13 protein-coding genes are annotated in these 13,395 nt (G+C 69.3%); 5 read left to right on the forward strand and 8 right to left on the reverse strand.

Annotated features, from left to right (window positions below; translation table 11 throughout):
• Nucleotides 1–123: 123 nt before the first annotated feature.
• The 4 genes from murU to F7Q96_RS06480 are packed head-to-tail and all read right to left on the reverse strand — an operon-like array spanning nt 124 to nt 2,964.
• Complete coding sequence (gene murU, locus F7Q96_RS06465) at nt 124–873, reverse strand: N-acetylmuramate alpha-1-phosphate uridylyltransferase MurU (protein ID WP_053822383.1); 750 nt, start codon at nt 871–873, stop codon at nt 124–126.
• Complete coding sequence (locus tag F7Q96_RS06470) at nt 870–1,193, reverse strand: AzlD domain-containing protein (RefSeq protein WP_053822382.1); 324 nt, start codon at nt 1,191–1,193, stop codon at nt 870–872. Before F7Q96_RS06470 ends, murU begins: the two co-directional genes overlap by 4 nt.
• Complete coding sequence (locus F7Q96_RS06475; protein ID WP_053822381.1) at nt 1,190–1,921, reverse strand: AzlC family ABC transporter permease; 732 nt, start codon at nt 1,919–1,921, stop codon at nt 1,190–1,192. The genes F7Q96_RS06470 and F7Q96_RS06475 overlap by 4 nt, the downstream gene beginning before the upstream one ends.
• The gene (locus tag F7Q96_RS06480; protein ID WP_053822380.1) at nt 1,921–2,964 is read right to left on the reverse strand and encodes an aminoglycoside phosphotransferase family protein; all 1,044 of its coding nucleotides are present in this window, start codon (nt 2,962–2,964) and stop codon (nt 1,921–1,923) included. Before F7Q96_RS06480 ends, F7Q96_RS06475 begins: the two co-directional genes overlap by 1 nt.
• Before the next feature lie 157 nt (nt 2,965–3,121).
• Between F7Q96_RS06480 and F7Q96_RS06485 the strand changes: the two genes are divergently transcribed.
• From F7Q96_RS06485 to F7Q96_RS06505, 5 genes are all read left to right on the forward strand, one after another.
• Nucleotides 3,122–5,545: an LPS-assembly protein LptD gene (locus F7Q96_RS06485; protein WP_053822379.1), complete on the forward strand. Its 2,424-nt coding sequence runs from the start codon at nt 3,122–3,124 to the stop codon at nt 5,543–5,545.
• A 9-nt stretch (nt 5,546–5,554) separates the two neighbouring features.
• Nucleotides 5,555–7,060: a peptidylprolyl isomerase gene (locus tag F7Q96_RS06490; RefSeq protein ID WP_053823189.1), complete on the forward strand. Its 1,506-nt coding sequence runs from the start codon at nt 5,555–5,557 to the stop codon at nt 7,058–7,060.
• A 45-nt stretch (nt 7,061–7,105) separates the two neighbouring features.
• A complete protein-coding gene (pdxA, locus tag F7Q96_RS06495; protein WP_151022260.1) occupies nt 7,106–8,200 on the forward strand; it encodes a 4-hydroxythreonine-4-phosphate dehydrogenase PdxA in 1,095 nt (364 codons plus the stop codon).
• A 10-nt stretch (nt 8,201–8,210) separates the two neighbouring features.
• On the forward strand, nt 8,211–9,023 hold the full coding sequence (rsmA, locus tag F7Q96_RS06500) for a 16S rRNA (adenine(1518)-N(6)/adenine(1519)-N(6))-dimethyltransferase RsmA (RefSeq protein WP_053823188.1): 813 nt from the start codon (nt 8,211–8,213) through the stop codon (nt 9,021–9,023).
• Between the two features lie 205 nt (nt 9,024–9,228).
• Nucleotides 9,229–10,497: an ankyrin repeat domain-containing protein gene (locus F7Q96_RS06505; RefSeq protein ID WP_151022262.1), complete on the forward strand. Its 1,269-nt coding sequence runs from the start codon at nt 9,229–9,231 to the stop codon at nt 10,495–10,497.
• Nucleotides 10,498–10,570: 73 nt separating this feature from the next.
• Here the strand turns inward: F7Q96_RS06505 and gloA are convergent, their stop codons facing one another.
• From gloA to gmhB, 4 genes are all read right to left on the reverse strand, one after another.
• Nucleotides 10,571–10,978: a lactoylglutathione lyase gene (gene gloA, locus F7Q96_RS06510; protein ID WP_006576854.1), complete on the reverse strand. Its 408-nt coding sequence runs from the start codon at nt 10,976–10,978 to the stop codon at nt 10,571–10,573.
• Nucleotides 10,979–11,110: 132 nt separating this feature from the next.
• Nucleotides 11,111–11,992 (reverse strand): M48 family metallopeptidase, encoded by an 882-nt coding sequence (locus F7Q96_RS06515; RefSeq protein ID WP_226994762.1) that lies wholly within the window; start codon nt 11,990–11,992, stop codon nt 11,111–11,113.
• Nucleotides 11,989–12,741, reverse strand: a complete 753-nt coding sequence (locus F7Q96_RS06520) for a lysophospholipid acyltransferase family protein (RefSeq protein WP_053822377.1) — start codon at nt 12,739–12,741, stop codon at nt 11,989–11,991. The genes F7Q96_RS06515 and F7Q96_RS06520 overlap by 4 nt, the downstream gene beginning before the upstream one ends.
• Nucleotides 12,738–13,391 (reverse strand): D-glycero-beta-D-manno-heptose 1,7-bisphosphate 7-phosphatase, encoded by a 654-nt coding sequence (gmhB, locus tag F7Q96_RS06525; protein WP_082371537.1) that lies wholly within the window; start codon nt 13,389–13,391, stop codon nt 12,738–12,740. Before gmhB ends, F7Q96_RS06520 begins: the two co-directional genes overlap by 4 nt.
• Nucleotides 13,392–13,395 lie beyond the last annotated feature (4 nt).

A 13,395-nucleotide genomic window follows, 5' to 3' on the forward strand; every position in this document is an offset into this window, starting at 1 on the left:
ACTCGCATCGGGCAGGCAGTGAGCAATGGCCCGATTCTAACGCCGGTCGCGGCGAAAGCCTGCAGCCCCCGCCTGCGGTCGCCCCGCGCTGGCGGCACGACAGCATTGCAGCGCGCGGCGCCGCTACCGCGACAGCGCGGCGTCGAGCGCGGCCAGTTGCGCCGGCGTGCCGACGTTCTCCCAGCGGCCGGCGAAGCGCTCGCCCGTGGCCAGGCCGGCCGCGATGGCGGCGCGGTAGAACGGCGTCATCGCGACCTTCTGCCCAGGCGCGATGCCGGCGAAGGTGCGGGTGTCGTACAGGCCGATATTGCCGAAGGTCAGGCGGGCGGCGCCGTCGGCCAGCGGCGCCTCGCCGGGCAGCGACAGCATGCCGTCGGCGCCGAGCGCGAAATCGCCCTCCGGGTGGAACGGTGGATTGGGCACCATCACCAGATGCATGCGCGGCTCGGGCGCGCCGGCCATTGCGGCGGCGCGCGGCAACAGCGCGCGGAAGTCGTAGTCGCAATAGATATCGCCCGACACCGCGACGAAGATCTGGCCCTTGTCACCGCGGCCACCGTCGCCACCGTCGCCGGCGCCGTCGCGCAGCAGCGGCAGCGCCTTGGCGATGCCGCCCGCGGTCTCGAGCGCCTCGCCCTCGGCCGAATACGCCAGACGCACGCCGAAGCGGCTGCCGTCGCCGAGCGCCGCCTCGATCTGTTGGCCCAGCCAGGCGTGGTTGATCACGATCTCGGTCAGGCCCGCGCGGGCCAGCGCCTCGATGGTCCAGACTATCAGCGGCTTGCCCCCGACCTGCAGCAGCGGCTTCGGGCAGCCATCGGTCAGCGGGCGCATGCGCTCGCCGCGTCCGGCGGCGAAGATCATCGCTTTCAAATCAGGGTCTCCAGGACGAGCAGGGTGGCCATGCCGCCGGCGATGGTCCAGCCGATGCTGCGCGTGCGCGCGGCGATCGCGATGGCCACCACGCCGGCGATCAGGCGGGCATTGTCGAGGCCGATGGCCAGCTGGCCATCGCGCATCAGCAGGTCGGGCGCGATCAGCGCCGACAGCATCGCCGCCGGCACGAACTGCAGCGCGGTGCGGAACCAGGCGGGCAGGCGCACCTTGCCTTCGACGGCAATAAAGGACAGGCGGATCAGATAGGTCGCCAGGCCCGCGGCCGCCATCACGCCGAGCAGCATCCACGGGCTCATGCGGTGCGCTCCTTGCCGGCGGGGCCGCTGCGGCGCGGCAACAGCAGCATGCCGACCGCGATGCCGCCCAGCGCCGCGGCCATCAGGCCGAGCTTGTGCGGCACGCCGAAGCACAGCACCGCCAGAGCGCTGGCGGTCACCGCCGCGGCGACGTGCGAGCGATGCTTCAGGCCAGGCACGATGATGGCGATGAAGGTCAGCGGCAGAAAGAAGTCCAGCGGCCAGTGGCGCGGCACCTGGGCGCCGACCAGCACGCCCGCCAGCGTCGACAGCTGCCAGCTGCTCCACAGCGCGACGCCCGCGCCGAAGAAGTACCAGTGGCGGTAGCGCCGTTGCACCGGGTCGTCGCCGAGCCGCCGCGTCATCGCGGCAAAGGCCTCGTCGGTCAGCAGATAGGCGATCAGCGCCTTCCAGCGGCGCGGCAGATGCGACAGCGCTGGCGCGATCGTGGCGGAGTAGAGCGCGTGACGCAGATTGACCATCGCGACCGTGGTGGCGACGATCGCCGCCGGCGTGCCCGCCGCCCACAGCTGGGTCAGGATCATCTGCGACGCGCCGCCGAAGACGATCGCGCTCATCGCGCAGGCCAGCCACGCGGGCATGCCGGCGCCGACCGCCAGCACGCCGTAGATCAGGCCGAACGGCACCACGCCCAGCAGCATCGGCGACAGCGCGCGTACACCGGCCCACCATTCGCCGCGCCGGGTGGGGCTGCTGGCAGCATCCATCAGAAGGTGTAGCCGGCCGGGCGCTCGACGCCTTCGAGCGTATCGAACAGGCGCACCAGCTTGCGCAGCTCGCCGTAGCGGCCGGCCACCGCGCGTGCGTACTTCAGCACCAGCGGCATGTTGGCCAGGTAGCCGTCCTTGCCGTCGCGATGGTAGAGCCGGGCGAAGATGCCGAGCACCTTCAGATGCCGCTGCAGGCCCATCCATTCGAAGTCGCGGTAGAACTCGCCGAAGTCGGCCGCCACCGGCAGGCTCGCCTTGCGGGCGCGCTCCCAATAGCGGATCAGCCAGTCCAGCTGCAGCTCCTCGTCCCATTCGATATAGGCGTCGCGCCACAGCGAGACCGCGTCGTAGGTGATCGGGCCGATCACCGCGTCCTGGAAGTCGAGGATGCCGGGGTTGCCGCGTTTGTCCCCCTCGTCGAGCACCATCAGGTTGCGCGAATGGTAGTCGCGGTGCACGTAGACCTGCGGCTGGGCCAGGTTGTTGGCCAGCAGCGTTTCCATGACCTCGGTCAGGTCCGCCTGCTGGCCCGCATCGAGCTCCACGCCGAGATGGCGCGCCACGTACCACTGCGGGAACAGGTCCAGTTCGCGCTGCAGCAGCTCGCGGTCGTAGGCGGGCAGCGTGCCGGGCCGGGTCGCGGCCTGGATCCTGACCAGCGCCGCGGCGGCGTCGCCGTACAGCGCGCGCGCGGTGGTGATGTCCAGCTTCGACAGATAGGTGGTGCTGCCCAGGTCGGTCAGCAGCAGGAAGCCCTGCGACAGATCCTGCGCCAGCACGGTCGGCACGGTGACGCCGGCCTCGCCGAACAGCGCGGCGACATGGATGAAGGGGCGGCAGTCCTCGCGGGCGGGCGGGGCATCCATCGCAATCACGGTCGGATGCGCCGGGTTGTCGGTGCGCAGGCGGAAGTAGCGGCGGAAGCTGGCGTCGGCCGATGCCGGTACGCACGATTCGGGATCGATGGACCAATCCGGAGCGAGTCCGGACACCCACGCTTTGAGCTGGTCCTGGCGCGGGTCGAGGGGAAGTGCTGCCATGCCGGAAAGGGTCGATAAGTTGCCCCGTATAATACCCGACCAGACCCGGGCGCCGGGCGGCTCCCGGGTGGGCCCGTCCTGTGCCTGGCAGCCTGTTTGGACGGTGGCTGCGGCGGTTCTGCGCAACCGTCCCGCCGTCCGACCGACGACCCGACGCATGACCGAACAACAACGATCACCGAATCACACCGCAATCCAGGCGCCGGGCCGCCAGCCCGCGCGCCGGCCAGTCCGGGCCCTGCGCCCGCTGGTGCTGGCCATGGCCGGCTGGTCGCTGGGCGCCCATGCGCAAGGCCAGGCGGTCGGCTCGGCGATTCCCGCGCTGCCGGCTGCGGAGCCCACGGCCGAGGCGGCCGACCCGCGCCAGCCGCCGCGCCCCGGCGAACTGATCCCCTATCTGTCGGAGCCGGCCACCTGGCGCAGCGCGCCGAGCGACCCGAGCGCGCCGACCTATGTCTCCGGCGACAGCATGACCGGATACAACGAGCGCGGCCTGGAACTGCAGGGCAATGCCGAGCTGCGCAGCGACGGTGCCGTGATCAAGGCCGACAAGCTGACCTACGACCAGGACAGCGACGAGGCGCTGGCGACCGGCAACGTCCGGCTCTCGCGCGAAGGCACGCTGGCGGTCGGCCCCGAGGCGAAGCTGCGCGTCGAGGCCAACGAAGGCTACATGCTGTCGCCGGACTACTACTTCCAGCAGACCGGCGGTTCGGGCACGGCCGAGCGCATCGACTTCCTGAACAAGAACGAGAGCACCATCCAGCGCGCCACCTATACCACCTGTTCGCCGGACAACGCGGACTGGTATTTCAGCGCGCGCCAGCTCGATCTGGACAGCGACCGTCAGGTCGGCACCGCGCACGGCGCCGTGCTGCGCTTCTTCGACGTGCCGATCCTGGCGGCACCGGCGGTGACCTTCCCGCTGACCGACGAGCGCCGCAGCGGCTTCCTCGCGCCGCTGATGGCCTACAGCTCGCGCTCGGGTTTCGACCTGACGGTGCCGTACTACTTCAATATCGCGCCGAACCGCGACCTGACGCTGTATCCGCGCGTGATGAGCGAACGGGGCGTGCAGCTGGGCGGCGACTTCCGCTACATCGGCAACGGCTATGCGGGCCGCATCCGCGGCGAGTTCCTGCCGAACGACCAGAAGACCAACTCGGACCGCTGGCTGTACTCGATCCAGCATACGCAGAACCTGGCCAAGGGCCTGAACGCCTATGTGAACCTGAACCGGGTATCGGACGACCGCTATCCGGACGACCTGACGCGCACGGTCGCGCAGTCGACGCTGCGGCAGTACACGCAGGAGGGCGGGGTCACCTACAACTGGCAGGACTTCTCGCTGCTGGCGCGGGTGCAGACCTTCCAGACGCTGGCGCCGAGCCAGCCGACCTACGAGCGCGTGCCGCAGTTGAACGGCAAGTTCACGCGCTACAACTGGGGCGGCTTCGACGTGCAGATCGAGGCCGACTACACGCGCTTCCGCATCCCGCTGACGACCACCGGCTTCCAGCAGCCGCAGGGCGAGCGCGTGTTCATCCAGCCGTCGATCAGCTATCCGATCGTGCGCCCGGGCTGGTTCGTGACGCCCAAGGTCATGTTCAACGCGGCCCAGTACCAGATGGAGCCGTCGACCAACACGCCGGGGGCCAACAACACGCTGACGCGCTCGGTGCCGACCTTCAGCATCGACAGCGGCATGACGTTCGAGCGCGACGCGCCGACCATCAGCCGGCTGTTCGGCACCAGGTACCTGCAGACGCTGGAGCCGCGGCTGTTCTACGTCTACACGCCGTTCCGCGACCAGAGCGCGTTCCCGCTGTTCGACACGGTGCAGTCGGACTTCGGCTACGGCCAGATCTTCAGCGAGAATCCGTTTACCGGCTACGACCGCATCGCCGACAACAACAAGCTGACCGCGGGCGTGACCACCCGACTGATCGAGTCCGAGACGGGCATCGAACGCTTCCGTGGTACGCTGGCGCAACGCTTCGACATGAGCGGCCAACGCGTGCAGTTGACCGGCACGCTCGACGATGCGGAGAAGGGCTACTCGGACCTGCTGGGCGCCACCACCATCCAGCTGTTCCGCGGCTACTACATCAATGCCGGGATGCAGTACAACCCGGAAAACGACCGGGTGATCCAGTCGAACATCGCGTTCGCGTGGCGGCCGGAGCCGCGCAAGCTGCTGAACGTCGGCTACCGCTACCGTCGTCCGACCACGGTCACCGACAATACCGCGATCGACCAGTTCGAGATCTCGAGCCAGTGGCCGATCACGCGGCGAACCTACGGCATCGGACGTGTCGCCTACGACATGAGCGCGAACCAGCTGGTCGATACGCTGCTGGGGCTCGAATATGCCGCCGACTGCTGGGTCGGCCGGGTCGCTTACCAGCGATTCCGCAATACCACGCAGGGCTACACCGGCCGCGTGTTTCTGCAGGTGGAGTTCCGCGGCCTGTCGAAGATCGGCTCCAATCCGCTGGATATCATGAGGTTGAACGTGCCTGGCTACGAGCCTGTCTCGGCCGCGCCGATCCCTCAGACCCAGTTCGACCATTACGAATGACGGACCATGATGAAGCGTCAAGCAGTCTCCGTATTTTCCGTTGCCGCGGCATCGTCGCGGCGTTCGCGCGGCATCGTGCTGTCCGCATTGCTCGCCTGCGTGGCCGTTCCGGCGGCCGCGCAGCTGAAGGCCCCCGGTGCATCGGGCTCCACGCCGCGCGCCAGCGGCATCTTCGTGCCGCAGGGTTCGCAGGCCACGCCGCCGACCTCGCCGACCCAGCCGCGCTTGGGCTCGGGCCAGCGCACCGGCCGCTCGCAGCTGGTCGACGAGGTGGTGGCGATCGTCAACAACACCGTGATCACGCGGCGCGAGCTGCTCGATAGCGCCGACGAGATCGAGAACCAGCTGCGCTCCGCCGGCCGTCCGATTCCGCCGCGCGAGGAACTGCTCGGCGAAGTGCTGGAGCGGCTGGTGATGGAGCGGGTGCAGACCCAGGCTGCGCAGGACGCCGGCATCCGCGTGACCGATCAGGAGGTCGACCGCGCGATCGAGTCGGTCGCGCAGCAGAACCGCATCAGCGTGGCCGATCTGCGTGCGCAGGTCGACCGCAGCGGCATGACCTGGGACAAGTACCGCAGCGAGCTGCGCAAGCAGGTGCAGGTGATCCGGCTGCGCGAGCGCGAGGTCGACTCCAAGGTGCAGGTGTTCGACGGCGAGATCGACAACTATCTGGCCGCGCGCGCCGCACGCAGCGGCGCCGCGCCGGCCGGCGAAGCGCAGTACGACGTCGCGCAGATCTTCGTGCGCGTGCCCGAGGGCGCCAGCGAGGCGCAGAAGGCGCAACTGCGCGCCAAGGCCGAGGGGCTGCTGAAGCAGGCCCAGGGCGGCGCGGACTTCGCGCAGCTGGCGCAGAACAATTCGGACGGCGCCGAGGGTGCCAAGGGCGGTTCGCTCGGCTATCGCGAGATCGGCCGCCTGCCCGCGCAGTTCGCCAACGCCGTGCTGGATCTGCAGCCGGGCAAGGTGGTACCGGAGGTCGTCGAAAGCCCGGCCGGGTTCCATGTGCTGAAGCTCGCCGGCAAGCGCACCGCGCCCGCTGGCGGCGATGTCGCGCCGAGCCGCATCACGCAGACGCAGGTGCGCCATATCCTGATCCGCACCGGCCCGAACATGCCCGAGGCGGAGGCGCGCCGCCAGCTGTCGACGCTGCGCGACCGCATCCAGCACGGCACCAGCTTCGCCGATATCGCCAAGCGCTATTCGCAGGACGGTTCGGCGCAGAACGGCGGCGAACTCGGCTGGGTGTCGCCGGGCGAGCTGGTCCCCGAGTTCGAGCAGGCGATGAACCGCCTGCGCCCGGGTGAAGTGTCCGAGCCGGTCACCAGCCAGTTCGGCGTGCACCTGATCCAGGTCGACAACCGCCGCGAGGTCGAGGTGTCGCCGGAGAAGCAGCGCGACTTCGCCCGCGCCGAGGTGCGCGAGCAGAAGCTGCGCGCCGCCTACGAGGATTGGCTGCGCCAGTTGCGCGAGGCCGCCTATGTCGAATACCGGACCAACCGCGAGGCGACCCGCTAAGGTATCCAGCGAAGGACCCGCCACGGGAACCGTATCGCCACCACGATGACCGCGCCGTCTGCCACATCTTCCCCGCCAACGGTTTCCGCGCATCCGGCCGCGTCGCTGCCGATCGCGATCACGACCGGCGAGCCGGCCGGCATCGGTCCGGACATCACGATCCGGGCGGTGCTGGAGCTGGCGGGCGGGAAGGCGGGCCCGCGCTTCCATGTGCTCGGCGACGCGCGGCTGCTGGCCGAACGCGCCGCGGTGCTCGGATTGGCGCAGGCATGGCAGGACAAGCTCGTTGCGGGCGAGGTCGTCGTCGACGATATTCCGCTGGCGGTGCCATGCCAGCCCGGCGTGCTCGACGCGCGCAACGGACGCCATGTGCTGGCGCTGCTCGATGCGGCGCTGGCCGGCCTGCAGCCGCAGCCGGGGCAGACCGCCCGCTATGCGGCGGTGGTCACCGCACCGGTGCAGAAGAGCACCATCAATGACGCCGGTGTACCGTTCACCGGCCATACCGAATATCTGGCCGAGCGGGCCGGTGTCGCGCGCGTGGTGATGATGCTGGCCGGCCCGCAGCCCGCGCATGCCAATGCGATGCTGCGCGTGGCGCTGGCCACCACCCATCTGCCGCTGCGCGACGTGGCCGATGCGCTCGACGTGCCGATGCTGCTCGAGACGCTGACGATCGTCGACACCGATCTGCGGCGGCGCTTCGGCCTGGCCCATCCCCGCATCCTGGTGACGGGACTGAATCCGCATGCCGGCGAGAGCGGACACCTCGGCCGCGAGGAGATCGACATCATCGCGCCGGCGCTGACGAAGGCACGCGAGGCGGGCATCGACGCGCGCGGCCCCTATCCGGCCGACACGCTGTTCCAGCCCCGGCTGCTGCGCGATGCCGACTGCGTACTGGCGATGTACCATGACCAGGGCCTGGCGCCGCTGAAATACGGCACCTTCGGCCATGGTGTCAATATCACGCTCGGCCTGCCGTTCATCCGCACCTCGGTCGATCACGGCACCGCGCTCGATCTGGCCGCCACGGGCCGCGCCGAACACGGCAGCATGATCGAGGCGATCCGCTGCGCGATCGGCATGGTCGGCCATGCCGGGCGCGACCTGCCTGGCGGCTCGCCGGCCGGACACTGAAGAGACATCGATGCGTTCCCCTGTGCACCAGGGCCATACGGCCCGCAAGCGATTCGGCCAGAACTTCCTGGTCGACGACAGCATCATTCATGGCATCGTCAATGCCATCGACCCGCACGCCGGCGACCTGGTCGTCGAGATCGGTCCCGGCCTCGGCGCGCTGACCGAGCCGCTGCTGGAGCGGCTCGATCATCTGCACGTGGTCGAACTGGACCGCGATCTGGTCGAACGGCTGCGCCGCCGCTATGGCGACCGCATGACGATCCACGCCGGCGATGCGCTGGCCTTCGATTTCGACCAGCTGAAGCAGCCCGGACGCCCGCTTCGCATCGTCGGCAATCTGCCGTACAACATCTCGAGCCCGCTGCTGTTCCATCTGATGGAGTTCGCCGATCACGTGCGCGACCAGCATTTCATGCTGCAGAAGGAGGTGGTCGAGCGGATGGTGGCCGAGCCCGGCAGCAAGGCCTTCGGCCGGCTGTCGATCATGCTGCAGGTCCGCTACCACATGGAATACGTGCTGGACGTGCCGCCGGAGTCGTTCAATCCGCCGCCCAAGGTCGATTCCGCGGTGGTGCGCATGATTCCGTGGCCGCGCCACGAGGACGGCCGGCTGCGCTCGCCGTACGCCGCGTGCGACATGACGGTGCTGGGCGACCTGGTCACCGCGGCGTTTTCGCAGCGCCGCAAGGTGCTGCGCAACACGCTGTCGATGCTGCGCGATCATGTCGACTTCGACGCGATCGGCTTCGACCTGGGCCGCCGCGCCGAAGAGGTGCCGGTGGCCGAGTACGTCGAGCTGGCCAATCGCATCGGCGGGTAAGCCCGATTTTTCTTCCCTTTCCTTCCCTCTGCGGGCCGCGGCAGTCGGCACACGGTGTCGGCACACTGTGTCCGCGCACTGTGTCGCCGGCCTGCGCAAGAACTCCACCCGAATGCTAAAGCGCGCCTTCCGGCGCGGATGAGAATCGCGCCGCGACCGGCCCAGGGCCGCGTCGCCCGATCTCTCAACCGCAAAGGAGCGCAGCATGCATGCTAGCCGTATCACGAGCCAGGTCCCGCTGTTCCAGTCCGGCCCCGTACCCGACACCGTTCACGGCGCGCGCCGCGCCACAGGCGATGAATGCACCGGCAGCGCCGGCCCCCACCACGCAGGCCGCGAACTGGCGCTGGCGCTGCGGCGCCACGACGGCCCGGCGGTGCGCGAGTGGCTTCAGCGCGAACCGGCCGCCATCCGCTGGCGCGACGAGCAGGGCAACACACCGTTGCACACGGCGATCCAGTCGCGTTGCGAACCGGCGCTGATCAATACGCTGCTCGCCCATCGGGCCGATCCCGCCATCGCCAATTGCGACGGCGACACCTGCATGCACCTGGCGCTGGGTCTGCGTCCGACCATGCCCGCGGTGGTGCAGTCGTTGCTGGACCACGGGCGCTGGTACGGCGGCGGCATCGGGCTCGGCGCCCTCGGCAAGCCGAACCGGCACGGCAGGAGCGCGCTGGAGCTCGGCAAGGACGTGGGGGGCGCGCCGGCACTCGGCCATGCGGCGATCCTGCCGGCGCTGGAAGACGCCCTGGTCGACTGGATGAATGGATTTCGGACCAGCGTGCTGTCAGGAATCGAGGCCGACGATGCGGCCGCCGTGCGGCACCTGGTGACCAGCGCCGACTGGAGCCTCGACATGCCGATCAAGGACGGGCTGGACCTGTTGCAGCTGGCCTTGCGCAACAAGGCGCCGCGCGTGGCCTGCGCGCTGATCGACCTGGCGGCGGCGGTCGACAACCGCGCCGTGCTCGAACAAGCGGAGCCCGCCATGGGCATGACGCCGTTGATGACCGCGATAGCGCTCGGCGCGGACGCGCCGTTCGCGCGCTTGCTGCTCCATGGCGTTCCCGTCGATGCCCCGGGCCCGCTCGGCATTACGGCGCTGCATCTGGCCGCTACGTTAGGTCAGCTGCGTGCCGTGCAGCAGTTGGTGGCCTACGGCGCCGACCCGGATGTCCGCGACGATGCCGGCACCTCGCCGATGATGGTGGCGGCGTCGGACGGATACCTGGACATCGTCAAGAGCTTGCGCGATGCCGGCGGCAACATCAATGGCCGCGATACGCTGGGCCGCACGCCACTGATGTACGCGCATATGAGCGACCAGCCGCCGGGCTTCATCTTCAAGATCATCGTGGCGGGGGCGCGGACCGACATGGTGGACGGCAAGGGCGCGACCGTCAGGGACTATCAGCTCGAAAGCAATATGCGTCGCGTGGCGAAGGGCGAGAGCGTTTGCACTATCCTTTGAGGCCGCGCGTCGCCGCGGTGCGCGGACGGCGCAGCCCCGGGGCGTTGGGGCCCTGGGGCCCCGAGGCAGCCCGTCAGGGCCGGCTGGCGTCGCGCGTCGAGTTGCGCTCGATCAGCTCGATCTTGTAGCCGTCCGGGTCTTCGACGAAGGCGATCACCGTGGTGCCGCCCTTCACGGGGCCCGCCTCGCGCGTGACCTTGCCGCCGGCCGCGCGGATGCGTTCGCAGGCGCCGGCGGCATCATCCGTTTCCAGCGCGATGTGGCCGTAGGCGGTGCCCATCTCGTACTTGTCGACGCCGTAGTTGTAGGTCAGTTCCAGCACCGCGGTTTCGCTCTCGGGGCCGTAGCCGACGAAGGCGAGCCGGTACTTGTATTCGGGATTGTCGCTCTCGCGCAGCAGTTGCATGCCGAGCACGCGGGTGTAGAAATCGATCGAGCGCTGCAGGTCGCCGACACGGAGCATGGTGTGGAGGAGTCGCATGATGAGCCTCTGTTGGGGTGTTCTATTGACGTCTTGTAGGGGTACTGCAGGGTGCCGCAGGGAGTGCGGCAAAGGCGTTAGTGTAGAACGGATCGGCGCAGCGATCCGGGGGGCGCCGCCGGTGCCGCCGCGTCAGAATGCCGGCAACGCTTCGGGCGGATGGCTGCGCAACTGCGCGCGGGCGTCGCGGAACTCGGGGAAGATCGACGCCACCGTGTCCCAGAAACGCGGGCTGTGGTTCATTTCCTTCAGATGCGCCAGCTCGTGCGCGGCCACATAGTCGATCACCGACAGCGGGAAATGCATCAGCCGCCAGCTCAGCCGGATCTTGCCGTCCGAGGTGCAGCTGCCCCAGCGCGTATTGGCCGAGCTCAGCGCGAAGGCGCGGTGGCGCACGCCGAGCTTTTCCGCATAGATATCGAGCCGTTCGGCCAGCAGCCGCTTGGCCTGGTGCTGCAGCCAGGCTTGCACGCGGTCCTTGATCTGTTGCTCGTCGGCCTGCTCGGGCAGCGCCAGATGCAGCACGCGCGCCTGCCCATCGAACAGCAGCGTACCGGTCGGCGAATCGAGCCGCAGCGTGATCGGCTTGCCGAGGAAGGGCAGCGTCGCGCCGTCGCGCCACTGCACCGCGGGCAGCACGCGCTGCGCATCGCGCTGCTGCCATTCGGCCAGCTTGCCGAAGATCCAGCGCTGCTTCTCGGCGATCGCCGCTTCGATGTCGGCGATGGTGACCCAGCGCGGCGCGGTGATCGACAGCCCGCGGTCGTCGATGACGAAGCCGATGGTGCGCCGGGACGAACGCTTCAGCGTGTAGTGCAGCGGACGTTCGCCAAGCCGCAGCAGCCGGGCGTTGGGCTGCGGCGCCGGCCACGTTGCCGTGGCCGGGCCGGCCGACGTGGTGCCGTCCAGCGCGCTGGCCGCCGGCCGCGCGCCGGCCGTGCCGGCGCCGGAGTCCATCAGCGGCAGCTCCATCTGGCCGTCCGCGGGTTCCGGGGCGCGGCGGGCCGGCTTCATGCAGGCTGCCCTCGCAGATAGCTCTCCGGATCGATGCGGCGCATGTCGCGCTCGATCCATTGCTCGACCTCCTGGTTCAGCAGGTCGGCGGTCTTGTGGGCCGACGACAGCGGCGGGCCGATCGAGATCGTGATGGTGCCGGGGTACTTCAGGAACGAGTTGCGCGGCCACAGGCGCCCGGAATTGACCGCGATCGGAATCACCGAGGCGCCGGTCTCGACCGCCAGCCGGGCTCCGCCGCTCTTGTAGCGCGGGTTTTCCATGCCGGCCGGGGTGCGCGTGCCTTCCGGGAACATGATGATCCAGGCCCCCTCGGCGAGCCGCTCGCGGCCCTGGCGCACGGCCGAGGCGAACGCCCGCGAACCGTCCTTGCGGTTGATATGGACCATCTTCAGCATGCCCAGCGCCCAGCCGAAGAACGGCACGAACAGCAGCTCGCGCTTGAAGACGAAACACAGCGGCTTGGGCATCGTCGCCACCAGCGCCACGGTTTCCCACGCCGACTGGTGCTTGGACAGCAGCACCACCGGCTTGTCGATCATGGCCTGCAGGTGCTCGCCGCCTTCGATGCGGTAGCGGATGCCGCAGATCAGCCGGGCGGCGCCGATCACCAGCTTTGGCCAGCCGCGCACGAAGCGGTAGCGCCGGTTGGCGCTCATGAAGGGGAAGGCCAGGAAGCAGGCGCAGGCATAGGGGGGCGTCAGTACCAGCAGGTACAACGCGAACAGCAGGGAGCGTAGAAAGATCATCGAGGGTTCGTCGAGTCAACCGGTGACGTGGCGCGGCCCGCAGTTGCCACAGGTGCCGCACCCGCATGCGATGCCGCCGCGGCGCCGTGCCGCGCGCCATCGCCTTCCAGCAGCCAGCGCGAGAACGCGCGCAGATCGTCGTGGACCAGCGTGCCGGTCGGCAGGCCACCCTTGGCCAGCGTGCCTTCGCCCTTGCCGGTGCGCACCAGGTGCGGCGTGCAGCCGAGGGCGACGCCGGCCTCCAGGTCGCGCAGCGAATCGCCGACGATCGGCACGCCGCGCAGCTCGATGCCGAAGCGCTGCGCCGCCTGCTGGATCAGGCCGGGTTTGGGTTTGCGGCAGTCGCACGCGTCCGCGGCGGTGTGCGGGCAGAAGAAGATCGCCTCGACGCGGCCGCCGAGGCGGGCCAGCGCCTTGTACATCTTCTCGTGCATCGCGTTCAGCGCGCTCATCTCGAACAGGCCGCGGCCGATGCCCGACTGGTTGCTGGCGACCACGACGCGGTAGCCGGCCTCGTTCAGCGCGGCGATCGCTTCCAGGCTGCCGGGGATCGGAATCCATTCGTCCGGCGTCTTGATGAACTGGTCGCTGTCGAGGTTGATGACCCCATCGCGGTCCAGGATCACGAATTTGGGCGGTGTCTGCGGCATGGCG

It is taken from the genome of Cupriavidus gilardii (assembly GCF_008801915.1).
Classification (GTDB): Bacteria; Pseudomonadota; Gammaproteobacteria; order Burkholderiales; family Burkholderiaceae; genus Cupriavidus; species Cupriavidus gilardii.